Source organism: Acidovorax sp. SUPP1855, from assembly GCF_030158955.1.
In the GTDB taxonomy this organism is placed as follows: domain Bacteria; phylum Pseudomonadota; class Gammaproteobacteria; order Burkholderiales; family Burkholderiaceae_C; genus Paracidovorax.
The window spans coordinates 180,104-204,686 of sequence record NZ_BQXI01000002.1 but is presented as its reverse complement, the minus strand read 5'-3'; the positions used below and the strand labels follow the sequence as shown (position 1 = coordinate 204,686).

Annotated in this window: 25 protein-coding genes; 10 read left to right on the top strand and 15 right to left on the bottom strand. The window is 69.0% G+C overall.

Going from position 1 to position 24,583, the window contains the following annotated elements; all coding sequences use genetic code 11:
* Positions 1 to 6: 6 nt before the first annotated feature.
* Entirely contained in the window at positions 7 to 690 is a 684-nt protein-coding gene (locus tag AVMA1855_RS02605; RefSeq protein WP_284409757.1) for a CerR family C-terminal domain-containing protein, read from the bottom strand.
* 200 nt (positions 691 to 890) lie between these two features.
* Between AVMA1855_RS02605 and AVMA1855_RS02600 the strand changes: the two genes are divergently transcribed.
* Positions 891 to 2,789, top strand: a complete 1,899-nt coding sequence (locus tag AVMA1855_RS02600; RefSeq protein WP_284424485.1) for a methyl-accepting chemotaxis protein — start codon at positions 891 to 893, stop codon at positions 2,787 to 2,789.
* An 88-nt stretch (positions 2,790 to 2,877) separates the two neighbouring features.
* On the top strand, positions 2,878 to 3,144 hold the full coding sequence (locus AVMA1855_RS02595; RefSeq protein WP_284424484.1) for a hypothetical protein: 267 nt from the start codon (positions 2,878 to 2,880) through the stop codon (positions 3,142 to 3,144).
* A gap of 116 nt (positions 3,145 to 3,260) precedes the next feature.
* On the opposite strand, the gene ssuD is transcribed toward AVMA1855_RS02595, so the two are convergent.
* Genes ssuD through AVMA1855_RS02580 form a run of 3 tightly spaced genes read right to left on the bottom strand, consistent with a single transcriptional unit; the run spans position 3,261 to position 6,872 of the window.
* Positions 3,261 to 4,451: an FMNH2-dependent alkanesulfonate monooxygenase gene (gene ssuD / locus AVMA1855_RS02590; protein ID WP_284424483.1), complete on the bottom strand. Its 1,191-nt coding sequence runs from the start codon at positions 4,449 to 4,451 to the stop codon at positions 3,261 to 3,263.
* Entirely contained in the window at positions 4,448 to 5,620 is a 1,173-nt protein-coding gene (locus AVMA1855_RS02585) for a sigma-54 interaction domain-containing protein (protein ID WP_284424482.1), read from the bottom strand. Before AVMA1855_RS02585 ends, ssuD begins: the two co-directional genes overlap by 4 nt.
* A 40-nt stretch (positions 5,621 to 5,660) precedes the next feature.
* Positions 5,661 to 6,872, bottom strand: a complete 1,212-nt coding sequence (locus AVMA1855_RS02580) for an acyl-CoA dehydrogenase family protein (protein ID WP_284424481.1) — start codon at positions 6,870 to 6,872, stop codon at positions 5,661 to 5,663.
* Positions 6,873 to 7,303: 431 nt separating this feature from the next.
* Between AVMA1855_RS02580 and AVMA1855_RS02575 the strand changes: the two genes are divergently transcribed.
* The 3 genes from AVMA1855_RS02575 to AVMA1855_RS02565 are packed head-to-tail and all read left to right on the top strand — an operon-like array spanning position 7,304 to position 9,975.
* Entirely contained in the window at positions 7,304 to 8,302 is a 999-nt protein-coding gene (locus AVMA1855_RS02575; RefSeq protein WP_284424480.1) for an aliphatic sulfonate ABC transporter substrate-binding protein, read from the top strand.
* Positions 8,303 to 8,309: 7 nt separating this feature from the next.
* On the top strand, positions 8,310 to 9,152 hold the full coding sequence (locus AVMA1855_RS02570) for an ABC transporter permease (protein WP_284424479.1): 843 nt from the start codon (positions 8,310 to 8,312) through the stop codon (positions 9,150 to 9,152).
* A 52-nt stretch (positions 9,153 to 9,204) separates the two neighbouring features.
* Entirely contained in the window at positions 9,205 to 9,975 is a 771-nt protein-coding gene (locus AVMA1855_RS02565; protein ID WP_284424571.1) for an ABC transporter ATP-binding protein, read from the top strand.
* 184 nt (positions 9,976 to 10,159) lie between these two features.
* Here AVMA1855_RS02565 and AVMA1855_RS02560 read toward each other — a convergent pair whose 3' ends face one another.
* The 9 genes from AVMA1855_RS02560 to AVMA1855_RS02520 form a co-directional block, all read right to left on the bottom strand.
* Positions 10,160 to 10,822: a methionine ABC transporter permease gene (locus AVMA1855_RS02560; RefSeq protein ID WP_272566552.1), complete on the bottom strand. Its 663-nt coding sequence runs from the start codon at positions 10,820 to 10,822 to the stop codon at positions 10,160 to 10,162.
* Entirely contained in the window at positions 10,794 to 12,008 is a 1,215-nt protein-coding gene (locus tag AVMA1855_RS02555; protein ID WP_284424478.1) for a methionine ABC transporter ATP-binding protein, read from the bottom strand. The genes AVMA1855_RS02560 and AVMA1855_RS02555 overlap by 29 nt, the downstream gene beginning before the upstream one ends.
* Complete coding sequence (locus AVMA1855_RS02550; RefSeq protein ID WP_502870253.1) at positions 12,005 to 12,832, bottom strand: MetQ/NlpA family ABC transporter substrate-binding protein; 828 nt, start codon at positions 12,830 to 12,832, stop codon at positions 12,005 to 12,007. The genes AVMA1855_RS02555 and AVMA1855_RS02550 overlap by 4 nt, the downstream gene beginning before the upstream one ends.
* A complete protein-coding gene (locus tag AVMA1855_RS02545) occupies positions 12,832 to 13,647 on the bottom strand; it encodes a MetQ/NlpA family ABC transporter substrate-binding protein (RefSeq protein WP_284424476.1) in 816 nt (271 codons plus the stop codon). The genes AVMA1855_RS02550 and AVMA1855_RS02545 overlap by 1 nt, the downstream gene beginning before the upstream one ends.
* Before the next feature lie 98 nt (positions 13,648 to 13,745).
* On the bottom strand, positions 13,746 to 14,576 hold the full coding sequence (locus AVMA1855_RS02540; protein WP_284424475.1) for a MetQ/NlpA family ABC transporter substrate-binding protein: 831 nt from the start codon (positions 14,574 to 14,576) through the stop codon (positions 13,746 to 13,748).
* A complete protein-coding gene (locus AVMA1855_RS02535) occupies positions 14,573 to 15,994 on the bottom strand; it encodes an LLM class flavin-dependent oxidoreductase (protein ID WP_284424474.1) in 1,422 nt (473 codons plus the stop codon). The genes AVMA1855_RS02540 and AVMA1855_RS02535 overlap by 4 nt, the downstream gene beginning before the upstream one ends.
* Before the next feature lie 20 nt (positions 15,995 to 16,014).
* The gene (locus AVMA1855_RS02530) at positions 16,015 to 16,839 is read right to left on the bottom strand and encodes a MetQ/NlpA family ABC transporter substrate-binding protein (protein ID WP_284406496.1); all 825 of its coding nucleotides are present in this window, start codon (positions 16,837 to 16,839) and stop codon (positions 16,015 to 16,017) included.
* A gap of 30 nt (positions 16,840 to 16,869) precedes the next feature.
* A complete protein-coding gene (locus AVMA1855_RS02525) occupies positions 16,870 to 18,135 on the bottom strand; it encodes an SfnB family sulfur acquisition oxidoreductase (RefSeq protein WP_284424473.1) in 1,266 nt (421 codons plus the stop codon).
* Positions 18,136 to 18,145: 10 nt separating this feature from the next.
* Positions 18,146 to 19,387, bottom strand: coding sequence for an SfnB family sulfur acquisition oxidoreductase (locus AVMA1855_RS02520; RefSeq protein WP_284424472.1), 1,242 nt, complete (start codon positions 19,385 to 19,387; stop codon positions 18,146 to 18,148).
* A gap of 56 nt (positions 19,388 to 19,443) precedes the next feature.
* Here AVMA1855_RS02520 and AVMA1855_RS26590 point away from each other — a divergent pair, with 56 nt between their 5' ends.
* From AVMA1855_RS26590 to darG, 5 genes are all read left to right on the top strand, one after another.
* On the top strand, positions 19,444 to 19,875 hold the full coding sequence (locus AVMA1855_RS26590; RefSeq protein WP_349817084.1) for an ImmA/IrrE family metallo-endopeptidase: 432 nt from the start codon (positions 19,444 to 19,446) through the stop codon (positions 19,873 to 19,875).
* Entirely contained in the window at positions 19,824 to 20,030 is a 207-nt protein-coding gene (locus tag AVMA1855_RS02515; RefSeq protein WP_284424471.1) for a hypothetical protein, read from the top strand. Before AVMA1855_RS26590 ends, AVMA1855_RS02515 begins: the two co-directional genes overlap by 52 nt.
* Before the next feature lie 72 nt (positions 20,031 to 20,102).
* A complete protein-coding gene (locus AVMA1855_RS02510) occupies positions 20,103 to 20,678 on the top strand; it encodes a DarT ssDNA thymidine ADP-ribosyltransferase family protein (protein WP_284424470.1) in 576 nt (191 codons plus the stop codon).
* Positions 20,675 to 21,319, top strand: coding sequence for a type II toxin-antitoxin system toxin DNA ADP-ribosyl transferase DarT (gene darT, locus AVMA1855_RS02505; protein WP_284424469.1), 645 nt, complete (start codon positions 20,675 to 20,677; stop codon positions 21,317 to 21,319). The genes AVMA1855_RS02510 and darT overlap by 4 nt, the downstream gene beginning before the upstream one ends.
* On the top strand, positions 21,319 to 22,404 hold the full coding sequence (darG, locus tag AVMA1855_RS02500) for a type II toxin-antitoxin system antitoxin DNA ADP-ribosyl glycohydrolase DarG (RefSeq protein ID WP_284424468.1): 1,086 nt from the start codon (positions 21,319 to 21,321) through the stop codon (positions 22,402 to 22,404). Before darT ends, darG begins: the two co-directional genes overlap by 1 nt.
* Here the strand turns inward: darG and AVMA1855_RS02495 are convergent.
* Both AVMA1855_RS02495 and AVMA1855_RS02490 read right to left on the bottom strand, forming a co-directional pair.
* Positions 22,401 to 23,219: an ABC transporter ATP-binding protein gene (locus AVMA1855_RS02495; RefSeq protein ID WP_284424467.1), complete on the bottom strand. Its 819-nt coding sequence runs from the start codon at positions 23,217 to 23,219 to the stop codon at positions 22,401 to 22,403. The two genes, darG and AVMA1855_RS02495, sit on opposite strands and share 4 nt — an antisense overlap.
* Positions 23,220 to 23,236: 17 nt before the next feature.
* Positions 23,237 to 24,565, bottom strand: a complete 1,329-nt coding sequence (locus AVMA1855_RS02490) for an acyl-CoA dehydrogenase family protein (RefSeq protein ID WP_284424466.1) — start codon at positions 24,563 to 24,565, stop codon at positions 23,237 to 23,239.
* Between the last annotated feature and the right edge of the window lie 18 nt (positions 24,566 to 24,583).

Sequence of the window (24,583 nt, the reverse complement as noted above, 5' to 3'; positions counted from 1 at the left end):
ATGGCGCTAGCGGGGGGCCGCGGCCGGCGCGCGCAGCGCCTGCTCGGCCGCCACCATGGCGAGCGCGTATTCGGTGAGTCGGCCGGTCCAGGCGTCCACGGCTTCGGGGGTGGCCAGCAGTTGCGGCTCCATCGCGGCCAGCACTTCCTGCTGGCACCAGATCTGGAAGGCCAGGCCGGTGATGGCCAGCACCAGCCGGTGCAGGTCGTCGTCGGGGCGGGCCACGCCCAGGTGCCGGCCCAGCAGCCGCACCATGGCGTCGTGGGGCTGGCGCACGTCCTGCTCCAGTTCCTTTTCCCACTGGCCGGTGGGCTCCAGCATCTCGCGGATGTGCAGCCGCATGAACTGGCGCGCCATCTCGCCGTGCTGCAGCGGGGCCAGCACGCCGCGAAAGTAGCGCTGCATCGCCTCGCGCAGGTCGAGCCCGTCGCGGGTGAAGTCCGCCACCAGCGAAGGCATGTCGCCGAACGGCTCGGAAAACAGCGCGGCATACAGGGCCGCCTTGTCGCCGAAGTAGTAGCTCACGGCCGCCACGTTGGCCTGGGCGGCCTGCGCGATGGCGCGGATCGACGTCTTGGCGTAGCCGTGCTCGGCGAACAGCCGCAGCGCCGCATGCAGCAGCCGCAGTCGGGCCGTGGGGGTGCCGGCGGCGGCGTCGGCCGGGGCGGCGGGAGGGCTGGTGGGAGACATCGCGGCGGATTAGACCACGATAAATCAAACGTTTGTTTTAAACCCCGGGGCCACCGTGGGCGGCGGGCGTGGCTGAGCCGACACACTGGTCGAAATCAACCGGGTAGCCGACATGTTTTGTCGGCTTTTTCTGGCAAACTTTTTGTTGCAAATGGTGTGGGTTGTGGTCCGCCGTGGACCGGTTCGATCAAGGGGTTGGCATGTTCAGGAATCTTTCCATCCGGGTGGCGCTGCTGCTGGTGCTGCTGTTTTTCACCGGCGCACTGCTGGTCTCGGTGGGGGTGGGTTGGGTGGGCACCCGCGCCGGCGTGATGGCCGGCGAGGTGCAGGACCGCACGACCCGCGACATGCTTGCGCTCAAGCAGGCCGAGATCCGCATGTGGGACAACCGCGTCGCCCTGGCCGTGGGCCACCGCAACGTGCTGCGCGGCGACCCGCCCGACAGCGTGCGGTCGCAGACCACGCGCGCCGAGAAATCCATGCAGGAGGCGCGCCCCATCCTGCAGTCCGTGGCGCAGGGCCTGCCCGCCGACTGGGCGCAGGAGCGCCAGCTCGCCACGTCGATGATCACCGCCTTCGACGCCTACGCCGCCCTGGTGCAGCGCGGCGCCGTGGGCCTGGCCGGCGGCAACGAGACCGAATACAGCGGCAAGGAGATCGTCGCCCAGCGCAACAAGCTGCTGGCGGACATGGAGGGGCTGATGAAGCAGCTCTTCGATGCCGAAGGCGAGCGCGGCAATGCCCTGCAGGCGCAGTCGGTGCGGCTGCTGTACATCGCCGAGATCGCGGCCGGCGTGCTGGTGGTGGTGGGCGTGGTGCTGGCGGTCCTGTGCTGGGTGTTCATCCGCCGCAACGTGCTGGCGCCGCTGGACGACGCCGGCGCGCTGCTGGAAAAGGTCGCCCAGGGCGACCTCACCACGCGCATCGAGGTGCGCTCGTCCAACGAGATCGGCCGCCTGATGGGCGCAGCGCGCACCATGCAGGAGGGCCTGGCGCGCATGGTCACGCAGGTGCGCCAGGGCGTGGAAGAGATCCACACCGGCTCGCGCGAGATCGCACTGGGTAACGGCGACCTGAGCGGACGCACCGAGCAGCAGGCCGCGTCGCTGGAGGAAACCGCCGCCAGCATGGAGCAGCTGTCGTCCACCGTGAAGCAGAACGCCGACAGCGCGCGCCAGGCCAACCAGCTGGCCGCCAGCAGCATGGCGGTGGCCCAGCGCGGCGGCGCGGCGGTCGGCGAGGTGGTGGCGACGATGCAGGAGATCGCGGGCAGCTCGCGCCGCATCGCGGACATCGTCGCGGTGATCGACGGCATCGCCTTCCAGACCAATATCCTCGCGCTGAATGCGGCCGTGGAAGCGGCGCGTGCCGGCGAGCAGGGCCGGGGCTTCGCCGTCGTGGCCAGCGAGGTGCGGGCCCTGGCCCAGCGCAGCGCCACCGCCGCCAAGGAGATCAAGGGCCTGATCGACGAGTCGGTGGGCAAGGTGGGCGCGGGCTCGGCCCAGGTGGAGCGCGCGGGCGCGACCATGCAGGAGATCGTGGCCTCGGTGCAGCGCGTGACGGACATCATGGGCGAGATCTCGGCCGCCTCCACCGAGCAGTCCTCGGGCATCGACCAGGTGAACCAGGCCGTGGTGCAGATGGACCAAGCCACGCAGCAGAACGCGGCGCTGGTGGAAGAGTCGGCGGCGGCGGCCTCGTCGCTGGAAGAGCAGGCCAAGCGCCTGCGCGAGGCTGTCTCGCAGTTCCGCGTGGACGCGAGCGCGGTGCCGCTGGCGGCGCCAGCACCCGCTGCCGCGCCACGCAGTGCGGCCCCGGTCGCGGCACCCGCCCGCGTGGCGGCCCGGCCGGTGCCGGCGCGCCCGGCCGTCTCGGCCACGCCTTCGCCCGCCGCGGCGGCATCGCCGGCACCGAAGCCGGCTGCGAAATCCGCGGCTCCCTCCACCGCCAAACCCGCCGCGAACGCGCCCGCGCTGTCCGCCCCGGCCGCCAAGCCCAAGGCACCTGCCACACCGGCACCGGCCGCTCCCCGGGCCGCTGCGCCGCGCCCGGCGCCCGCGCCGTCATCGCGGTCGGACGACGACTGGGAAACCTTCTAGGACGATCTAGCACCCTCCGTGCATGCTTTGGGTGCCGAAGCGGGGGCTGTCAGCGCAAGCGGGCCGTGGGTGCAATGCCAGGAAACGGATGAAATCCTCCAAGTACGAACGACTGGGCTACTGGACATGCGTGCTGATCCTCGCGGGTTTTGCTTTGGCATGTTCGATGGGCATTGCCAACCGCTTGAGTTCGGGAAAAGTGCAGGCGCTTTCAAAAGCGGGTGCTGGGCGCATCATTTTTCAGTCTTCAGATCCCGTCGGTTTTTACGCCGCGCTGGTGCCATACATGCTCATCTGCGCGGCTTTCGCATGGGGGGCGCATTGGATTTGGTCAACGTACCTTCGCCGACAGTAATGGTCGCCGACACGCGTTGGACTCGCTTGTGAAAGAGGCGTGGCCGTGCCGTGAATCGTCATCGGATCTTGGTGTTTGCTATTAACTAAATGGCTGAAATGGCTTTTGCCAGCGGTTTATAGAGCGGTCTCCGGCACAGGCGCTGCCGCTGATTCCGCCGCCGGCCGGCTCGCCCGGATGTCGAACGCACCGCCGGTCAGCGATTGGTCGCGCAGCGTCACCGCCTGCTTGCCGGGCAGCAGCGGAAACACCAGTTCGGCGAAGCGGATGGCTTCTTCCAGGTGCGGGTAGCCCGACAGCACGAAGCGGTCCACGCCCACGTCCACGTATTCCTGCAGCCGCTCGGCCACCTCCTGCGCATTGCCCACCAGCGAGGTGCCCGCGCCGCCGCGCACCAGGCCCACGCCAGCCCACAGGTTGGGGCCCACCACCAGCCGGTCGCGCCGGCCACCGTGCAGCGCGGCCATGCGGCGCTGGCCCTCGGAATCCATCCGCGCGTAGTTCTGCTGCGCCCGGGCGATGTCGTCGTCGGTCAGCCGGCTGATGAGGCGGTCGGCATCGGCCCAGGCCTCTTCGCTGGTCTCGCGCACGATGACGTGCAGGCGCACGCCGAAGCGCAGCGGGTGCCGGTCGAGATCGCGGCCTGCGGCGGCGGCGTGCGCGCGCACGTCGGCGATCTTCTCGGCCACGGCGGCGGGCGGCTCGCCCCAGGTCAGGTAGGCATCGACATGGCGCGCGGCCAGCGCGTGCGCGGCAGGCGACGAGCCGCCGAAGTACAGCGGCGGGTAGGGCTGCGTGGCGGGCGTGAAGAAATTCTGCGCGCCCTGCACCTTCAGGTACCGGCCTTCGAAGTCGACCTTCTCGCCCTGCAGCAGCCGGCGCCAGAGGGTCAGGAACTCGTCGCTGGCGGCGTAGCGCTCGTCGTGGCTGTAGAACACGCCGTCGGCCGCCAGCTCGGTCGCATCGCCGCCGGGCACCACGTTCAGCAGCAGGCGGCCGGGGCCCAGGGCCTGATCGAGCGAGGCGGCCTGCCGCGCCGACGCGGTGGGGTTGCCCAGCGAGGTGCGCAGGGCCACCAGCAGCTTGATGCGCTGGGTGACGGGCACCAGGCTGGCGGCGGTCACCCACGGGTCCAGGCACGAACTGCCGGTGGGAATCAGCAGGCCGTCGTAGCCCAGCTGCTCGGAGGTCACCGCGATCTGGCGCAGGTAGGCATTGGTGGGCGCGCGGCCGAAGTCGGAGGTGCCCAGGTAGCGCGTGTCGCCCGAGGTGGGCAGGAACCAGAAGAGGTCGGGGGTCGGACTCATGGGGAAGGGCTTTCGGAATCGGTGTCGGGTGGGAGTTCGGCGGGTGGCGCGCCCGCATCGGCGCCAGCGCGGCGCGGCGCGCCGACCTCGCCCAGGCGGATCAGCCGTGCGCGCACCACGTTGCGGCTCAGGCCCAGCACGCGCGCAGCCTCGCTCTGGCTGTAGTGGCACCAGCGGAAGACTTCCAGCAGCACGGCGTCTTCCACCGTCTGGTAGAGCGCAGGCACATGCGCTTCGCACAGCTGGCGCACGGCCTGGCGCAGCAGCGGCAGGCCCGGTGTCGAGGGGCTCGGTGCCTGCGGCGGCGCCGCTGCCGCCGGGGCTTCGGGCTCGGTGCCCGGCCGCGCGGTGCCGGACAGCCGCAGATCGGTGGCGTCCAGCGTGCGGCCTTCGCCCAGCAGCAGCGTGCGGTGGATGGTGTTTTCCAGCTCGCGCACGTTGCCGGGCCAGGGCGCCTGCTGCAGCGCGCGTTCGGCGGCGGGCGTGAGCTGCGGGCGCGGGTAGCCCAGGCGCCGGCTGTAGGCGTCGATGAAATGGCGCGCCAGCGGCACGATGTCGCCCGGGCGCTCGCGCAGCGTGTGAACCTCCAGGCTCACCACGTTCAGGCGGTAGTACAGGTCCTTGCGAAAGCGCTGCTGGCGCACCAGCTCCTGCAGGTCCACCGACGCGGCGGCCACGATGCGCACGTCGATGGGAATGGGCTGGCGCCCGCCCACGCGCACCACCTCGCGCTGCTGCAGCACGCGCAGCAGCTTGTTCTGCACGGCCAGCGGCAGGTCGTTCACCTCGTCCAGGAAGATGGTGCCGCCGTGGGCTTCCTCGAACCAGCCGGGCTGCGCGCCGAAGGCGCCGGGAAAGGCGCCGCTTTCATGGCCGAACAGTTCCGAATCGACCAGCGCTTCGGAGAACGCGCCGCAGCCCACGGCCACGAAGGGCGCGGCGCTGCGCGGGCTGCGGCTGTGCAGGTAGCGCGCGATCAGTTCCTTGCCGGTGCCGCTCTCGCCGGTGATGAGCACGCCGGCGTCGCTGGGCGCCACCTGCTCCACCTCGGCCAGCAGCGCCTTGGAGCGCGGGTCTTCGAAGATCCACGCCAGGCCGGCCTCGGGGGCGGCGGGCGTGGCGGTGGCAGCGCGGGCCGGTGCGGCGGGCCATGCGGGGAGGGTCGCCATGGTCTTCAGCCTGGAGTTTGAAAGCGATCGTGCCGGGCGATCACGAATAGAACGACGGCGCCGGCACCCTGGCGTGCAGCGCCCAGTCGCCCAGCTCCTGCAGCTTGTAGTCCACCGGGTCGTGCAGCGTCTGCGTGCGCAGGTTGCGCCAGAAGCGGTCCAGCCGCAGCGCGCCGTGGGTGGCGCGCGCGCCGGTGGTCTCGAAAAGCCGGCTGGTCACGTCCAGCCCCACGCGGGTGGAGGCCACCTTGGCCGTTGCCACGGCCACGGCCACGCGGCCCCGGCCTTCGGCGTCCAGCGCGTCGCCTTGCGCCCAGGCCGCATCGAACGTGGCGGCGGCCTGGGCGGCCAGCAGGCGCACGCCCTCCAGCCCGACGAAGAACTCGCCGTAGTGCGACTGGATGTACGGGTCTTCGCTGGCGCGTTCGGCGGGCGAGCGGAACCAGGGGCGCGACTCGTTCAGCGTGTAGTGCCGCGCCTGCGCGAACGCGCCCTCGGCCAAGCCCATGAACAGGTGCACGAACACCAGCTGCGCCAGCAGCGGCCGCAGCGACGAGCGCGGCGTGGTCAGCGGGCCGGGGTCGCGCAGCAGCTCGCTGCCCTCCACGCGCACGTTCTCGAACAGGGCGCTGCCGCTGTCGGTCTGGCGCTGGCCGAAGCTGTTCCAGTCGCCGTTCAGGGTGATGCCTGCGCGGGCCGTGGGAATGGCGGCGATCAGCAACTGGCCGGTGTGTTCGTCGATGCCCGAGGCGACCAGCATCTCGGAATCCAGCGCGCCCGAGCAAAAGCTCTTCTTGCCCGAGAAGTCGTACCAGTCGCCGATGCGGCGCACGGCGGTGCGCGTGTCCAGCGGGTTGAGCGCGTTGCCCCAGAACCATTGCTTGCGCGCCGTCTGCTCCAGCCACGGCACCCACTGTTCGGGCCGCGCGAACAGGCGCACGGTGGCCAGCAGCAGGTGGTGAAAGCCGTAGACGTGGGCCAGCGAGCTGTCGGCCTGCGCGAGGGTGCGCACGGTCTGCAGCGTGGTCGCCCAGTCGGCGCCCTGGCCGCCCTGCGCGGTGGGGATGGAAAGCGACAGCAGGCCGCTGGCGCGCAGCGCATCGCGCTCGGCCTTCGGCGTGCCGCCGCGGGCATCGCGCTCGGCGGCGGTGGCGGCGAACCGGTCGGCCAGCGCCTGGGCGGTGGGCAGGGGCGAGGCGCGCGCCGTGGGCGGGGCTTCGGGCGGGTGCAGTTGGGGGTCGCGTGAGGACATGGGTGGAGCGCCGGCAAAGGGGTGGGGGCGGTCGGGGGCCAGGGGCGCCCGCCGCCGCGAGTGGGCCCAGTGTGCGCAGGCGCGCGGGCTCGCCACATGCGGAATTCGCGCGTGCTTATGCGGTTTTTGGCCGATGCGCGCGCCGCGGCCTGCCGGGCGGGCATGGGGCGCGGTGCAACCCGCGTCGCCGTGGGTTGCACCGGCCCGCCGCGCCGTGCGCGCAGCGGCCTGCTGCGTGATTCGTGCGCAATTTGCTGCTTCCGTGCAGCGGCTGGTGCAGGCCAGCCGGCCGGCTTTTCAGGGGCTTGTCAGCGGCACGCCAGGGGCGGCAGGTTTCTCATAAAAATAGACGAATAACGTTCTTGGCCGTGCGGCAAGCCGCGCCCGATACTGCGCCGCACCATCACCGCATTCACCGGGAACCCACCACCATGCAACGACGCACCCTGCTGTCGGCCGGCGCCGCAGCGCTGGCCGGGCCCCTGGCCTCGCACACCGCGCACGCCGCGCAGCCGCTGAAGGAACTGCGCCTGGACTACGCCACCTATTCGCCCTCCAGCCTGGTGCTGCGCCGCTTCGGCTGGCTGGAAGAGTCGTTCAAGCAGGACGGCACCGCGGTGAAGTGGGTGTTCAGCGCGGGCAGCAACCGCGCGCTGGAGTACCTCAATGCGGGCAGTATCGACATCGGCTCCTCGGCCGGGCTGGCCGCGCTGCTGTCCAAGGCCAACGGCAACCCGATCCGCGCGCCGTACATCTTCTCGCGCCCCGAATGGACGGCGCTGGTGGTGCGCAAGGATTCGCCCATCCAGTCCGTGAAGGAACTCAAGGGCAAGAAGGTCGCCGCCACCAAGGGCACCGACCCGTACCTCTTCTTGCTGCGCTCGCTGCAGGTGGCGGGCTTGAAGCGCAACGACGTGGAGATCGTTGCGCTGCAGCACGCCGACGGCCGCACCGCGCTGGAACAGGGCCGCGTGGACGCCTGGGCGGGGCTGGATCCGCTGATGGCCGCCAGCGAGCTGGATGCGGGCTCGCGCCTCATCTACCGCAACGTGGCGTTCAACACCTACGGTTTTTTGAACGTGCGCGAAGAGTTCCTGGCCCAGCGCGCCGCCGAGACGCGCCGCGTGCTGGCCGGCTACGAGCGCGCCCGCCAATGGATCCTGGCCCACACCACCGAGGCGGCCAGGATCCTGTCGGAGGAGGCCAAGGTCAGCCTGGAGGTGGCGCTGCTGCAGCTCAAGCTGCGCACCGACCTGTCCAACCCGCAGCCTTCGCAGGAACACATCGCCGCGCTGCAGGGCGCCGCCCCGCTGCTCCTGTCCGAAGCCCTGGTGCGGCCCGGCACGGCGTTGAACAAGGTGGTCACCGACCTGGTGGACACGCAGTTCGCGCGCGGCGTGACGAACGCGCCGGCGGCCTCGCTGGCCTGACCGCGCCATGTCCGCCCACCCGCAGGAATGGTCCGGCATCGGCCCGGCCGTGGAGACCGCCCGCACTGCACCGCGCCGCCGGGGCTGGAGCGCGCTGGGCACGGGCTGGATCCTGCCGGCCGGGGTGGTGGCCGTGTGGGAAGGCGCCGTGCGCGCCGGCTGGGTCAGCCCGCACCTGCTGCCCGCGCCCACCGAGATCGTGCAAACGTTGATCGCCTTCGGCGGGCAGGGCCTGGCCGGCCATGTGCTGGCCAGCAGCGCGCGCGTGGCGGCGGGCTTTGCCATCGGCACCGTGCTGGCGATCGCCATCGGCGCGCTGGTCGGGCTCTCGCGCCGGGCCGAAGGGCTGCTGGACCCGACCTTCCAGGCGCTGCGCGCCATCCCGTCGCTGGCCTGGGTGCCGCTGCTGCTGCTGTGGCTGGGCATCGACGAGGCGTCCAAGATCGCCTTGATTGCCATCGGCGCGTTCTTCCCGGTCTACATGGGCGTGGCCTCGGGCTTTCGCGACGTGGACCGCAAGCTGGTCGAGGCCGCCCGCATGTACCGGCTGGGCGCCGTCGCCATGGTGCGCCGCGTGCTGCTGCCGGCCGCCCTGCCAGCGGTGCTGACCGGGCTGCGCAACGGCCTGAGCCTGGCGTGGATGTTCATGGTGGCGGCCGAACTCATCGCCGCCACGCGCGGCCTGGGCTATTTGCTGACCGACGGCCGCGAGATGGGCCGCGCCGACATCGTGCTGGCGGCCATCGTGCTGCTGGCGCTGCTGGGCAAGGTCACCGACACGGGCATGGCCTGGCTGGAAAAGCGCTTGCTGGCCTGGCGCGACACCTACGACAACACCGCGCGCGATTGAGACGACGATGACGGCATTGCAAGACGCCAGGGCCCCTGCGGCCACCACCGCGATGGACGGCCCGCTGCTGCAGGCCAAGGACGCGAACAGCGGGCCGCTGCTGCAGGCCCGCGTGCGCCGCAAGGCCTACGGCGACAAGCCCGTGCTGCAGAACGTGCCGCTGGACATCGCCGCCGGCGAGGTGGTCAGCCTCGTGGGCGCCAGCGGCTGCGGCAAGAGCACGCTGCTGCGCATCGTCGCGGGGCTGGACACGCAGTACGACGGCCACGTGCGCCTGGCCGGCGAGCCGCAGCAGGGCATCACGCAGGACATTGGCTTCATCTTCCAGGAGCCGCGCCTGTTCCCCTGGCTCACCGTGGCCGAGAACGTGGCGTTCGATCTGGGCCGCGCCGGGCGGAGTCACCCGCAGGTGCGCGAGCTGCTGGCCGAAGTGGGACTGGCGGGCTTCGAAGGCCGCTTGCCGAAGCAGCTGTCCGGCGGCCAGGCGCAGCGCGTGGCCATCGCCCGGGGCCTGTTCACGCGGACGCGCCTGCTGCTGCTGGACGAGCCCTTTTCGGCCGTCGATGCCTTCACCCGCGCGCGGCTGCAGCAGCTGCTGGCCGAGGTGGCGCACCGCCACGGCCTGGCGCTGCTGCTGGTCACGCACGACGTGGACGAGGCGCTCATCCTGAGCGACCGCGTGGTGGTGCTGGAGGCGCGCGCCGGCGCCGAGCTGCAGGTGATCGACAACCCGCTGCCCCGCCCGCGCCGGCGCGAAGACGAATCGCTGGGTGCCCTGCGCGTGCGGGTGCTGGACGCGCTGCGCCACGCCCACGCGTTCTGACGGGCGTGGCCGGGGCGCGGCGGCGCATTTGATTGCTATATATTCGATAGCAATACGCCCTAGTTAATCATGCGCTGGAGGCCGATTTGGCTTGAACCCCCTGGAAGACGGGCTGCTGACGCGCATCCCGTTTCCCAGGGGCGCGGCCAGCCCCACGGTGGCACCACCGGTCGCCCGCCACGGGCTACCGGCTGCGCAGCCAGCGCACCCACCGGTCGCCGCTGAACTGCACCAGCGACACCAGCGCGATCAGCACGGCGATGACGATCAGCATCACCTGCGTGTCGAAGCGCTGGTAGCCATAGCGGATCGCCAGGTCGCCCAGGCCGCCCGCGCCCACCGCGCCCGCCATGGCGGACGAGCTGATGAGCGCCACCAGCGTGATGGTGAAGCCGCCGACGATGCCGGGCAGCGCCTCGGGCAGGTACACGTGCCAGACGATGTGCCACTTGCGGCAGCCCATGGCCTGCGCGGCCTCGATCAGGCCCGGGTCCACCTCGCGCAGGCTCACCTCGGCGATGCGCGCGAAGAACGGCGTGGCGCTGATGGCCAGCGGCACGATGGCCGCCCACACGCCGATGGTGGTGCCGGTGACCAGCCGCGTGAACGGGATCAGCGCCACCAGCAGCACGATGAAGGGCGTGGCCCGAAAGCCGTTGACCACGCTGCCCACCCCGCGGTGGATGCGCGGCGAGGCGAGGAAGCCCCCGGGCGCGGTCACGATCAGCAGCACCGCCAGCGGAATGCCCGCCACGAAGGCGATGGCGGCCGACGTGCCCACCATGGTCAGCGTGTCGAGGAACGCCTGGGTGTAGCGCTCAAAGGGAATGCTCAACGTCAGCGACATGGCCGATCACCTCGATGGAATGAGCAATGGCGCCAGGGCCTTGCACCAGATGGACGAAATCAGGCAGCGTCACCGTGCCGGGCAGCGACACGATGAGCCGGCCCTGCGCATGGCCGCGAATGCGGTCCACGCCGCCGTGCACCAGCCTGACGGGGCTGTGCAGGGCCTGGGCGATGCGCGCGAAGTCGGGCTCCAGCCCGCCCTCGCCGGTGTAGCCCAGGCGCAGGATGCGCTGGTAGGCGCCCTGCGCCGGCGGCTCGGCCTGCAGCCGCCCCTGCAGGTCGTCGGGCAGGCCGTGCTGCAGCGGCGCCAGCAGCGCGCGCGTGGCATCGTGCTGCGGCGCGCCGAACACCTTCCACACCTCGCCCTGCTCGGCGATGCGGCCCTGCTCCAGCACCAGCACCTGGTCGGCGATCTCGCGGATCACGCTCATCTCGTGCGTGATGAGGATGACGGTGATCCCTAAGCGCCGGTTGATGTCGCGCAGCAGCTGCAGGATGGCATGCGTGGTCTCCGGGTCCAGCGCCGAGGTGGCCTCGTCGCACAGCAGGATCTCCGGCGCCGTGGCCAGCGCCCGGGCGATGCCCACGCGCTGCTTTTGCCCACCCGACAGGCGCGCGGGGTAGGTGCGGTGCTTGTCCGAGAGGCCCACCAGGGCCAGCAGCTCCTCGACCCGCTGGTGGATGGCGGCGGGCCGCCAGCCGGCCACGCGCAGCGGCAGGGCCACGTTGTCGTACACCGTCTTGGCGGCCAGCAGGTTGAAGTGCTGGAAGATCATGCCGATGCGCCGGCGCAAGGCCACCAGGCCGTCGTCGTCCAGCGTGGCGATGTCGGTGCCATCCACCCGCACGCGGCCCGAGGTGGGCGACTCCAGCCGGTTGATGGTGCGCAGCAGGCTCGACTTGCCCGCGCCGCTGCGCCCGATGATGCCGAAGATGCTGCCGGCGGGGATCTGGAGGCTGATGTCCTCCAGCGCCGCCACCGGCCCGGCGGACGACGCGTACACCTTGCCGAGCTGCTCGAAGACCACGGAACCCGACGGTGCGCCAGTTTCCGCCGATGGCGCGGGCGGCGGTGCCGCCCCGGCGCGAGGCTGCGGTGCCCCGGCAGGCGCCGTGGCGGGGGAGGGGGCCGTGCCGGCAGCGCTGCGCCAGACGGGTGAAGGGGAGGCGGCGGTCAGGCTCATGGCGTCTTCCAGGGCAGCGTGTACAGCTTGGGGTCGTTGTTGAAGCGCGCGGACACCACCTCGCGCACCTTGGGCGACTGCTGGAACAGCTGCACGAAGCGGGCGATCTTCGGGTCCTGCACCTTGTCCTTGCGCGCGACGAAGCCCATGGCGTAGAACGAGTCGTCGATGCCCGAATACAGCAGCGCGCGGCTGGCCTGTTCCTTCTTGCCGGCGTTGACGAAGTAGCTGGGCCACACCACGGCCAGGTCCACGTCCTGCAGCGAGTGGATGAGCTGCGGGCCTTCGATCTCATAAAAGCGCAGCTTCTTCGGGTTCTCGACCACGTCGTTCACGCTGGCGCCCACGGCGTTGCCCTGGCGCAGCTTGATGAGGCCGGCCTTCTGCAGCAGGAGCAGCCCGCGCCCCTGGTTCACCGGGTCGTTCGCCACCGACACCTTGGCGCCCTCGGGCACGTCCTGCAGCCGCTGGATGCGGTTGGAGTAGATGCCGATGTTCTGCAGCAGGCCCAGGCCCACCAACTGCAGCTGGTAGCCACGTTCCTGGATGGCGTTGTTCAAAAACGCCTGGTGCTGGAAGAAGTTCAGGTCGATGTCGCCGTTGTTCACGGCCTCGTTGGGCAGCGTCCAGTCGGTGAACTCGACCAGCTTCACCTCCAGGCCCTGGGCCTTGGCCTCGACCACCACGGCCTCGACCGCGTCGGAGGTGACGCCGGGCGTGGAGCCGATGCGGATCACGTCGGCCGCGTGCGCGGTGAGGGCGCATGCGGCCAGCAGCCAGCCCAGGGCGGCGGCCTTGAAGTGGGAGAAGCGGGGCGCGCGCATCATTGCTGGGTCCAGGTCAGCACGTACAGGCGCTTGTCGCCCGCGAAGGCGCGGTCGATGGCGGCCTTCACCGCGTCGGAGTTCTGGAACACCTTCACGAACTTCTGGATCACCGGGTCCTGCGTGCGGTTGGCCTTGACCACGAACTGGATCGCGAAGCGCGCGTCTTCCACGCCCGAGTACGCGAGGCCGCTGGAGGGGTCGAACGCCTTCGACGCCACGATGAAGTGCGGGTAGCCCTGGGCGATGTCCACATCGCCGGTGATGCGCACCAGCTGCGGGCCTTCCACCTCGACGAACTTCAGCTTCCTGGGGTTCTGCACGATGTCGTCCACCGTGCCGACGAAGCCCACGCCGGGCTTGAGCTGGATGAGCCCCGCCTTTTGCAGCAGCAGCAGGCCGCGGCCCTGGTTCACCGGGTCGTTGGCCAGGCCGACCTTGCCGCCCACCGGCACCTCGTTGATGGTCTTGTGCTTGAGCGAATACAGGCCGATGTTGGCCAGGAAGCTCGTGCCGGCGCTGGCCAGTTTGAAACCGTTCTTCTGGATCGCGTTATCGAGGAACGGCTGGTGCTGGAAGAAGTTGATGTCCAGGTCGCCCGAGTCCACCGCCACGTTGGGCGTGGTCCAGTCGGTGAACTCGGTCACCGTGACGTCGATGCCCTGCGCCTTGGCGTCCTTGGCAGCGGCCGCGATGGCGTCGGCATAGACGCCCGGCAGCACGCCGATGCGCAGCTTGTCGGCCGCATGGGCGGGCAGGGCGCCCAGCACGGAGAGGGCGAGGAGGGGGGCGAGAAAGAGGCGATGGAGTGGCATGTCAGGGGCCGCGAAAGGCGGTCGTTGGGGTGGGAGGAATCGAAGGTGAGGAAGGCGTCGGGGGCGTGGGGGGCGTGGGGGGCGAGTTCAGGGATGCGTCAATGCGCGGCCTTGGCGAGCCACGGCAGGCTGTAGAGCCGCTCATTGCCGGCGAAGGATTTGCCGATCTGCGCGCGCACGGCGGGCGAGTCTTGATAGACCTTCACGAAGCGCTGGATGCGCGGGTCCTGCGCGTTGTCCTGGCGCGCGACGAAGCGAATCGCATAGGCCAGGTCGTCGATGCCCGAATACAGCAACGCGCTGCCCGCCACCTGGGGCTTGCCGGCATTGACGTAGTGCGCCGGGTAGCCCTGGGCCAGGTCCAGGTCGTCGAGGGCGCGCACCAGTTGCGGGCCTTCGATCTCGGCAAAGCGCAGCTTCTTCGGGTTGGCCACGATGTCGTTCACGCTGCCGCGCGCGCCCACGCCGGGCTTGAGCTGGATGAGGCCGGCCTTTTCCAGCAGCAGCAGGCCGCGGCCCTGGTTCACCGGGTCGTTGGCCACGCCCACGCGGGCACCGTCCTTCAGGTCGGCAAAGCGCTGCACCTTGAGCGAATACAGGCCGATGTTGGGCAGCAGCCCGGTGGCCACGCTGACGAACGCATAGCCGCGCTCGCGGATGGCGTTGTCCAGAAAGGCCTGGTGCTGGAAGTAATTGAGGTCGATGTCGCCCGCGGCCAGCGCGGTGTTGGGCGCGGTCCAGTCGGTGAACTCGATGACCTTCACGTCCAGCCCCTGCTGGCGCGCCTCCTGCGCGGCGACCTGCACGGAATCGGCGAGCGAGCCCGGCGTGACGCCAATGCGCAGCGGTGGCGCGGGTGTTTGCGCGGTTGCCGTCGCGGCAGCGAAGGCCGCGAGCAAGGAAAAAAGGCGTCGGGCCAGGCGTTTCATGGCTGTGCTTCCAGGGCGGGATGGGGTTGGGGCGGCCGGTGGGCGGCGGCGCTGGGGGCCTGGCGCCGAAACGCATCCGCCGCATGCCGGGCCGGCAGCCGGTCGCCCTCGCCGAACAGGCGGCTGCGCAGCGTGCCTTCGGCGTAGGCGGTCTTGTAGACGCCGCGGCTCTGCAGCTCCGGAATGACGAGGTCGATGAAGTCCTCGTAGCTCTCCGGCACCACGGTGCGGCTCAGGTTGAAGCCGTCCACGCCGGTCTCGGCCACCCACGATTGCAGTTCGTCGGCCACCTGCTGCGCATCGCCCACGATGGCCGGGTAGCGGCCGCCCAGCGAGAAGAGTTCGAGCAGCTTGCGGCGCGTCCAGCCATGCTGCTGGGCCGTGCGGCTGGCCGATTCGATGGCGTTGCCGGGCGAATAGTCCACCGGCGCATCCAGGTCGTACTGCGCGAAGTCGATGCCGGTGCTGGCCGCGAAATGCGCCAGGCCCGCCTCGCGGCTGGCGTAGCGCAGGTAGTCCGCGTGCTTCTCGCGCGCCTCGGCCTCGGTGCGGCCCACCACCACCGCCGCGCCCACGAAGACCTTCACGTCATCGGGCCGGCGGCCGGCCCGCACCAGTTGCTCGCGCAGGGCCTGCACGGTCTTGCGCGCGGCCTCTTTGTTGGGGGGCGAGATGAACACGCACTCGGCATGGCGCGCGGCGAACTGCTGGCCCCGGCCCGAGCTGCCGGCCTGGAACAGCACCGGCGTGCGCTGCGGCGAGGGCTCGCTCAGGTGGTAGCCCTCCACATCGAAATAGCGGCCGTGGTGCTGCACTGGGTGCACGCGCGCCGGGTCGGCGAACACGCGCGCCGCCTTGTCGCGGCGCACCGCGCCGTCTTCCCAACTGCCCTCCCACAGCTGGTAGAGCACCTCCAGGTATTCGTCGGCGCGCTCGTAGCGCTCGTCGTGCGGCAATTGCTGCGGCTGGCCCATGGCCCGCGCGGCACTGTCGAGGTAGCCGGTCACCACGTTCCAGCCGATGCGCCCGTTTGTCAAATGGTCCAGCGTGGAAAAGCGCCGCGCCAGCAGGTAGGGCGCCTCGTACGACAGGTTCACCGTCACGCCGAAGCCCAGGTGCTGCGTGGCGGCGGCCATGGCCGGCACCAGCAGCAGCGGATCGTTCACCGGCAGCTGGATGGATTCGCGCAGCGGCACGTCCACGTTGCCCTGGTACACGTCGTAGGTGCCCACGATGTCGGCCAGGAACAGGCCGTCGAACAGGCCTCGCTCCAGCGTGCGGGCCAGATCGGTCCAGTAGGCCAGCGTGCGGTAGTCGGTGCTGCGGTCGCGCGGATGCGTCCACAGGCCGTGGTTGATGTGGCCCACGCAGTTCATGTTGAACGCGTTGAGCAGGATGTGGCGCTTCGCTTGTGTCACGGTCGGTCCTTGTGCCGGTCTCAGCGCTTCAGCCAGGTCAGGCGGTAGAGCTTGGAATCGTTCAGGTAGAAGGCGTGGATCGCCTTGCGCACGGCGTCGGAGTTTTGGTAAATGGTCAGGAACTGCGCGATGCGCGGGTCCGCCGCCTTGTCCTTGCGCGCCACGAACTGGATGGCCCAGGAGTCGTCCTCATAGCTGGTGTAGGCCAGCCCCCGGGTCGCATCGAACGCCTTCGACGGAATGATGAAATAAGGAAAGCCCTGCGCCAGGTCCACGTCCTGCGTGGCGCGCACCAGTTGCGGGCCTTCGATCTCGATGAACTGCAGGTTCTTCGGGTTGGAGCGGATGTCGGCCTGCGTGCCCAGCAGTCCGGTGTCGGGGCGCAGCGTGATCAGCCCCGCGTGCTGCAGCAGGCGCAGGGCACGGCCGATGTTGACGGGGTCGCTGGCGATGGCGACCTTGGCGCCGTTGGGCACGTCGGCCAACGATCTATGTTTGGTGGAATACAGACCCAGGTACGACAGGATGCCGGGCTGCACGCTGACGAAGTTGAAGCCCTTGCTGCGCACGGCGTTCGCCAGGTAGTTGCTGTTCTGGTAGTAGTTCAGGTCGATGTCGCCCGATTCCAGCGCCACGTTGGGGGTCGTCCAGTCGGTGAACTCCACCACCTGAATGTCCAGTCCCTGGGCCTTGGCCTCCTTGGCCGCCACCTCGACCGAGTCCGCGAAGATGCCCGGCACCACGCCGATCTTGAGCGGTGCGGCCAAGGCGCTGCCGGCGAACAGGGCCGCGCCGATGAACGTGGAGAACGTGAAAAGAGCGTGCAGAAAACGGCGTGGCTTCATGGTCGTCGCTGGGTCTTTGAAAAGAAAAAATCAGATCGCGCCGTGGCGCGGCGGAATGCGGCCGTTGAGGTGGAAATTCCCGATGGCGTGGTACTTCCAGCGCACCGGGTCGTGCAGCGTGTGGGTGCGCGCGTTGCGCCAGAAGCGGTCCAGGCCCTTCTGGCCCGTGGTGGCCGAGGTGCCGCCCAGCTCGAAAAGGCGCGTGCCGGCATCCAGCGACGCCGTGGTGGTGAGCGCGCGCGCTTCGGCCACGGCGATGGAGGCCTCGGCCACGCGCTGCTCGGTCGGGTCGGCCTGGGCCGCATCCACGAAGCGGCCGGCGCGGCGCACCAGGGCCTCGGCCGCACGCAGCCGCACGGCGGTCTCGCCCACCTGCTGGATCAGCAGCGGGTCGTCGGCGGCGCGCTCCACGCGCGCATCGATCCAGGGCCGGGCATGCTCGCGCACGAACGGCAGGGTGGCCGCGAGCGCGCCCCGGGCCAGCCCCAGGTCGATGGCCGCGTGCAGGATCTGCGCCAGCGGGCCGATGGTGGTGGGCCGCTCGAAAGATGCGAGGAACGGCACGACCCATTCGGCCTCGACCCGCACGTCGTCAAACTGCACCGAGCCGCTGCCCGTCACGCGCTGGCCGAAGCCGTCCCAGTCGTCGGTGACATGCACGCCCTCGGCGGTGCGTGGAACGAAGGCGAGGTAGGTCACGTCGCGCCCGTCTTCCCTGGCCACGACCAGCGTGGGAATCCAGTGCGCATAGAGCGCCCCGGTGCAGTAGAACTTGCGCCCCTGCACCCGAAAGCCTTCGCCATCGGGCACCAGGCGGGTGCGGCGCTGAAAGTCCTGGTGGCCGATCTCCGCCAGCGCATTGCCGAAGCGATCGCCCGCCAGCACGCGGCCGTAGAAGAAGCGCTTTTGCGCGTCGGTGCCGCCCACGCGCAGCACCTCCAGCGCGTAGAAATGGTTCTGCGGAATCTGGCCGATGGAGCCGTCGGCCGCACTGACCAGCGCCGTGACCTCGGCCAGCGTGCAGGCCGATACGCCCGGGCCGCCGTGCTCGCGCGGCACCGTGATCGACCACAGGCCGGTGGCGACGAAATCGTCCAGCGCCTCCCAGGGCAGCAGGCGCTCGCGGTCGCGCTGGGCCGCGCCGGGGGCGATGCGCGCGGCATAGCGCTGCGCGGCGGCAAGGGCCTCGGTGTCGGTGGCGATGCGATGCGGCGGCCGGGCCGCGGGCAAGGCCGGGGCGGGCTCGGCGGGCGTGGGCGCGGCTGCGAGCGGTTCAATGGATTGCAACAGGGCCATGGGTTCGCTTTCAGTTCCAGGAATGCCGCGCGGGCAGGGCGCCGTTCAGGCGGTGGTTGCCGATCAGGTGCAGCTTCCAGCGCACCGGGTCGTGCAGCGTGTGCACGCGGGCGTTGCGCCAGTGGCGGCCCAGGTTGGGCGCGGCGCGCGTGGCGGCCGAGCCGGCCAGTTCGAACAGCTTTTCGCTCGCCTCCAGCGCGATGCGCGTGGTCAGCACCTTGGCCTCGGCCACGGCCACCGAGGCGCGGGCGCTGTCCTCCGCGCTGAGGGTGGCCTGCGCGGCCAGGGCGTCGAACAACTCGCCGGTCTCGCGCAGCACCTCGCGTGCGGCATGCAGGTCGATCTGCAGGCGCCCCACGTCGGCGATCACGTAGGGGTCGTCGTGCGCGTGCTGCACGCCCGAATCCACCCAGGGCCGGGCGCGCTCGCGCACGAAGCGCTGCGCATCGGCCACGGCCGCTTCGGCAATGCCCTGGTCGATGGCCGCCTGCAGCAGCTGCGACGAGGGGCCGTAGAGGCCCGGCCGGTCGGCCAACTGCCACAGGGGCAGCACATCGTCGGCAGCGATCAGCACGTCGTCGAACACCACGGTGCCGCTGGCGGTGGTGCGCTGGCCGAAGGCGTCCCAGTCGTCCACCACGGCCACGCCCGGCGCATCGCGCGGCACCCAGGCCTGCACGGCGCGGCCCGCGTCGTCGAGGGCCCGCACGGGAATGCGGTGCGCGAAGAGCGCGCCGGTCGAATAAAAGCGCTTGCCCGTCAGGCGCAGGCCTTCGGGCGTGGCGCGCAGGCGCGTGCCGCTTTGCAGGATGGTGGCCGCGCCGTCCACCTTGCGCTCGGGCCCGGCATTGCCCAGCCGCCGGCCGGCCAGCACCTCGCCGTAGAAGCGCTGCTTCTGCGCCTCGGTGCCGATCTCGCGCAGCACGCCCAGCACGCCGAAATGGTTCTGCGGAATCTGCCCGATGGACGGATCGGCCGCGTTCAGGATCACGAACACCTCGGCCAGCGTGGCGTAGGACACCTGTGGGCCGCCGTAGGCGCGCGGTACGGTGATGGACCCTAAGCCGCTGGCGGACCAGCGCGTGAGTTCATCCCAGGGCAGGCGGCGATCGCGGTCGCGCTCGGAGGCGCCGGGCGCGAATTCAGCCGCCAGTTGGTGCGCAGCGGCGATGGCTTGCGCATCGGTGGCGATCCGCGCCACGTCGGTGGGAATCTCGGGCAGGTGTTGGTGCAGTGCCGGTCGTGCAGTCATGCCCCGATTGGAGGGCGAGAGGCGGCTGCGTGGTGCGAAGGAATCGGCGCATCGATATGCGGGATTCGTTGTGGGGGCCCGCTGCTGGGGTGCGCGTCGCACAGGTTGACGCTATGGGCTTCGATGCGGCCGATGAGATCGGCCACTTAGCCCTTCATCGTCATGCTGGCCCGAAGGTCAAGGACGCTGAGCGTCAGGCCAAAGAGTTCGCGTCGGCGTTTCTCATGCCTGAAGGAAGCGTTCTGGCCAAAGCGCCAGTCATGGCCACCGTGGACCAACTGGTCTCACACAATGGGTTCTGGACAGTCTCCGTTGCAGCGCTTGTCTACGGGCGGAAAGACCTGAGGCTTGTCAACGATTGGCACTACAGATCACTGTGCATCGAGATGACGCAGCGTGGCTACCAGAAGTCAGAGCCAAAAGCGCGCCCCGGGCGATGTCAAAGGTTTTCCAGAAGGTGTTTGCCGCGCTGCGGGAGGATGGCCTGACGCGCACCGATATTGCTGATCAACTTGCTGTACATGTCAACGAACTCGATGAGCTGGTCTTCGGCTTGGCACTGACTGCTTTGGCAGATGATGCGCAGGCGAAGAGACGTCCGCGACGGCCAATGCTGCAAGTGATAGAGAGTGGGCGCGAGTAGGTATGCCTCATCCGGTGGGTGTTATGGTTACGTCTTGCTTGCTCCGGCGACAGCAATAAAGTGGGAGAGGATATGAACGACGACCTCCGCGCGAAGAAGCTGATTTACCACCTGACCAGCCTGAAGAACATGGCTTCAATCCTCGACAGCGGTTTGCTGCCAAGGTCGCGCTTGGACAGCTTTGTCGACGTAGCTGATCCCGAAATCATTGAAAGCCGGAAAGGGCTTCGCCTTGAACGTCATGTCCCATTCCACTTCTTTGCGAAGAATCCCTTCGATGGGCGAGTGCAGCGAGATCATCCCAAGAAGCGCTTTGCACTGATAGCTGTGCAGCGGCATGTGGCTCGGACGCGAGGCTGGAAGATCATCCCCAGGCACCCTTTGGCTGGCGGCGAGATTGAACTGCTGGACTACAACGACGGCATGGAGGCGATTGACTGGGAGGTCATGAACAAGCGCGACTACTCGGACCAGTACTGTAAGTGCGTCTGCATGGCCGAGTGCCTGGCCCCCGGCCCCGTAACTGCGAACCTCTTTCATGCTATCTATGTCAAGGACGGCGAAGCGCAAGAGCAGGTACAGGCATTGATCAGCGGGCTATACCGAGCACTGCATGTTGATGTAATGCCAGCAATGTTTTCCAAGTGAACTATCCAAATCTCAACCCCGACAAGGCGCTGATCTGGCGCATCCTCCATCGAGCGAATCTGCCGTGGGTAATTCAGAACGGGATTCACTGCGGCAATAGCCAGATCCGTTCTACGAAATGGGTGAGCATTGGCAATGCAGAACTGATCGAAAAGCGCGCTGTTTGGCCGGTTCCAGTGCCGCCGGGGGGAGCCTTGGGAGACTACGTTCCGTTCTACTTCACGCCATTTTCAGTGATGCTGCGCAACATCCACACGGGGTGGAACGGTATCAAGCAAGTGCCCAACTCGGATATCGTTATCCTGGTATCTAGCCTGCGAAGGGTGAGCCAACTCAAGTTGCCATTCTTGTTCACGGACTGTCACGCATACAGCGGGCTAGCGAACTTCTACAATGATCTGGCCCGGCTTGATCGGATCGACTGGTCGTTGCTCCAGCGACGGGACTTCAAACGCGATCCTGAGGATCCCGGCAAGCTGGAGCGGTACCAGGCGGAGGCCATGGTCCACCAACACGTGCCCCTTGCGGCATTGTTGGGCATCGTGTGCTACACGGATGCTGTTCGCGTTGAGATCGAGAGCAAAATGCGGGGTCTGGGCATGGCGTTGCCCGTACACACACGGCCTAACTGGTACTTCTGATGATCTCCTACACGCAAGGCAACCTGCTCGACGCGCGCGTCGAGGCTTTGGTAAATACCGTCAACACCGTAGGTGTGATGGGGAAGGGCATCGCCTTGATGTTCAAGGAGCAATATAGCCGCAACTTCGACCTGTATGCCTCGGCCTGCAAGGCTAAGAAGGTGAAGGTCGGTCAGATGTTCGTTACGGAGACGGGCGAACTCGACGGACCGCGCTGGATTATCAACTTTCCGACCAAGGACCACTGGAAGGGCAATTCGCGCATTGAGTGGGTTGAATCCGGACTCGAGGATCTCAAGCGCGTCTTGCACGAAAGGAAGATCCGCTCGGTGGCGATTCCGCCATTGGGTGCCGGCAACGGAGGGCTGGACTGGCCGACTGTCAAGGCGCGTATCGATGCCGCTCTCTCTAAGTTGGAGGACGTTGATGTCATCGTCTTTGAGCCCACGGACAAGTACCAGAACGTGGCCAAGCGGGCTGGCGTGCAGAAGCTGACGCCGGCGCGAGCATTGGTGGCCGAAGCGGTGCGCCGCTACTGGGTTTTGGGCATGGAGTGCAGTCTGCTCGAAGTGCAGAAGCTTGCCTGGTTTCTGGAGCGTAGCCTCAAGCACCTGGCATTGCGGAATGACCTGAAGCTTAATTTCGTCGCCCACCGCTATGGCCCATTCGCGCCGAATCTGAACCACCTTCTGAACAGTCTGGATGGCAGCTACCTCCGGTCGGATAAGCGCATCGCCGACGCAGGACCGTTGGATGTCATCGGCTTCGATGAAGCCCGCAAGGAATTAGTCCAGGGCTATCTGAAGAGTGAGGCCAAGGACGTGGTGCCAGCACTAGAATTGGCCAGCCAAGTGATCGATGGCTTCGAATCGCCGTTCGGTATGGAACTGCTGGCCTCGGTGGATTGGCTCCTGAGTCGGGCAGGCGTTGCACCCGAAATTCCTGCGGTCTTGCAGGGCCTGGCCGAATGGCCGGCTGACAGTGCAGCCGGCGCAGGGAAGCGCAAGAGTAAAATCTTCGACGAGCGCTCAGTTCGCATCGCCCTGCAGCGTCTGATGGACAGCCCGCTCTACGAGGCAGCCTAACCCGCCATCGCAGCGCGCAGTATTCCCGGCGCTTCAGCGGAGAGTGATGGTCTGTCGCATGACACATTCTGTCCAAAGTAGAAACGGCGGATATCATCCCGCTCCCGCAGCACATCCGCCGGCCCCGACAACACCGCCCGCCCCGCATCCAGCACCGTAGCCCGGTCCGCATATTGCAGCGCCACCGCAGAGTTCTGCTCGGCCACCAGCAGCGTCAAACCTTCCTCGCGGTTCAGGCGATTGAGCTGCGCGAAGATCTCCTGCACCACGCGCGGTGCCAGGCCCATTGAGGGCTCGTCCAGCACCAGAAGGCGCGGGCGCGACATCAGCGCGCGGCCGATGGCGGTCATCTGCTGCTCGCCGCCGGATGCCAGGCCCGCGGGCGTGCGGCGCTTGTCGCGCAGGCGCGGGAAGAGGGCGTACACCCGCTCCAGGTCGTGCGCGATCTCGCCGCGCCGCGCGCTGCGGCCCAGGGCGCCGGTGACCAGGTTGTCTTCCACCGACAGGCTGGGAAAGCAGTGCCGGCCTTCCAGCACCGGCACCAGCCCGGCGCGCACCAGGGTGGCCGGGCTGGCGTGTGCCACGTCCTGCCCGTCGTAGGTGATGCGGCCGGCGGTGACCTGCCCGCGCTCGGCCGGCAGCAGGTGCGACACGGCCTTGAGCGTGGTGGATTTGCCGGCGCCGTTGGCGCCCAGCAGCGCGTGGATCTCGCCGGCACACACCTCGAAGCCTACGCCGTGCAGCGCGGCGATGGCGCCCTGGTACACGGCCTGCACCGCATCGACGGTGAGCAGCGCGGGGGGAGGGCTTGCCATGGCGTTCACTCACCCACTCAGGCCGCGCGGGCCAGGGGCCGCGCCTGCGCTGCATTGGCTGCGCCGGCATCGGTGGCCGGTGCGGGCGCCACCGCCGCGGGCCGGCCGGGGCCGGCGCCGATCTGCCACACATAGGGCGGCTCGGTGCCGTTGATGTGCCAGTCGCCCACGATGCGTGCCTTGTAGATCACCGGGTTGTGCGACGCCACGGTGCGCGCGTTGCGCCAGTGCCGGTCCAGCGACTGTGCGCTGCTGGCAGCCGATGCGCCCAGCCCGTTGAAGAACTGGCTGGCGGCGCGCAGCACCAGGTCGGTGAGTGCCACCTGGCCCTGTGCGGATTCCAGCTCGGCCTCGATGTTGGCCTGCTTCTCCTGCTCGGGCGTGCCGTGCCAGTGCGCGTCGTAGGCGCGCTGGGCGGCAAACGCGGCGCGCACGGCGGTGGCTTCGGCCGCATAGGCGATGGACGAGACCTCGCCCACCACCTGCTGCACCTGCACGTCCTGCGCCACGCTGGGCGCGTTGCCGGTGCTGAAGATGCGCTTTCGCCCGCGCACCTGGGCGGCCGCGTCCCGCGTGATGGCGCGGGCGATGCCGGCCAGCGTGGCCAGGTGGAACAGTTGATAGAACGCCGTCTGGTATTTGAAGCGGTCGGTGAACAGGAAGATGTTCTCTGGCTCCACCTCGGCGTTCTCGTACACCGAGGTGCCGCTGCCCGTGGTGCGCTGGCCGAAGCCGTCCCAGTCGTCGTGGTGCGTCACGCCGGGCTGGCGCGCGCGCACGGCGGCGATCACGTCCAGGCCCTCGCCGTCGCCCGGGCCGTCACGGCGGGCGTACAGGTCGATCCAGTCCGCGAAGATGCTGCCGGTGCTGTAGAACTTGCGGCCGTTGACCACCCAGCGCCCGTCCTCCTTTTGCGTCACGCGCGTGATGACGTCGCCGATGGCCACGTTGCCCACTTCGGTCCACGCGTTGCCGGCCAGGTCGCCGTCTGCGAAGCGCCGCAACCACACGATGTTGGCCGCGTCGCGCGGGGCGTTCAGGCGGTCTTCGACGAAGGCGAAGTGCCCGCGCAGCGCCTGCACGGTGTTGGAGTCGGCCTCGGCCAGCTCCACCAGCAGTTGGAAGAGCTGCGGCAGCGTGGCGCCGTCGCCGCCGTGCTCCACGGGCACGCGCAGGGCGCCGAAGCGTGCGTCCTTGAGCCACCGGATGGCGTCGTGGCCCAGCTGTCGCTGCTGCTCGCGCTGCAGTGCCGTGGCCTGGATGCGCGCGAAGATGGGGCGGTATTTTTCGGCGATGGCGTCGTAGTCGGGGCCGAGGATCGAAGGGGTGCGATAGAGGTCGGTCATGGCGTCGCTCCGGGTGGG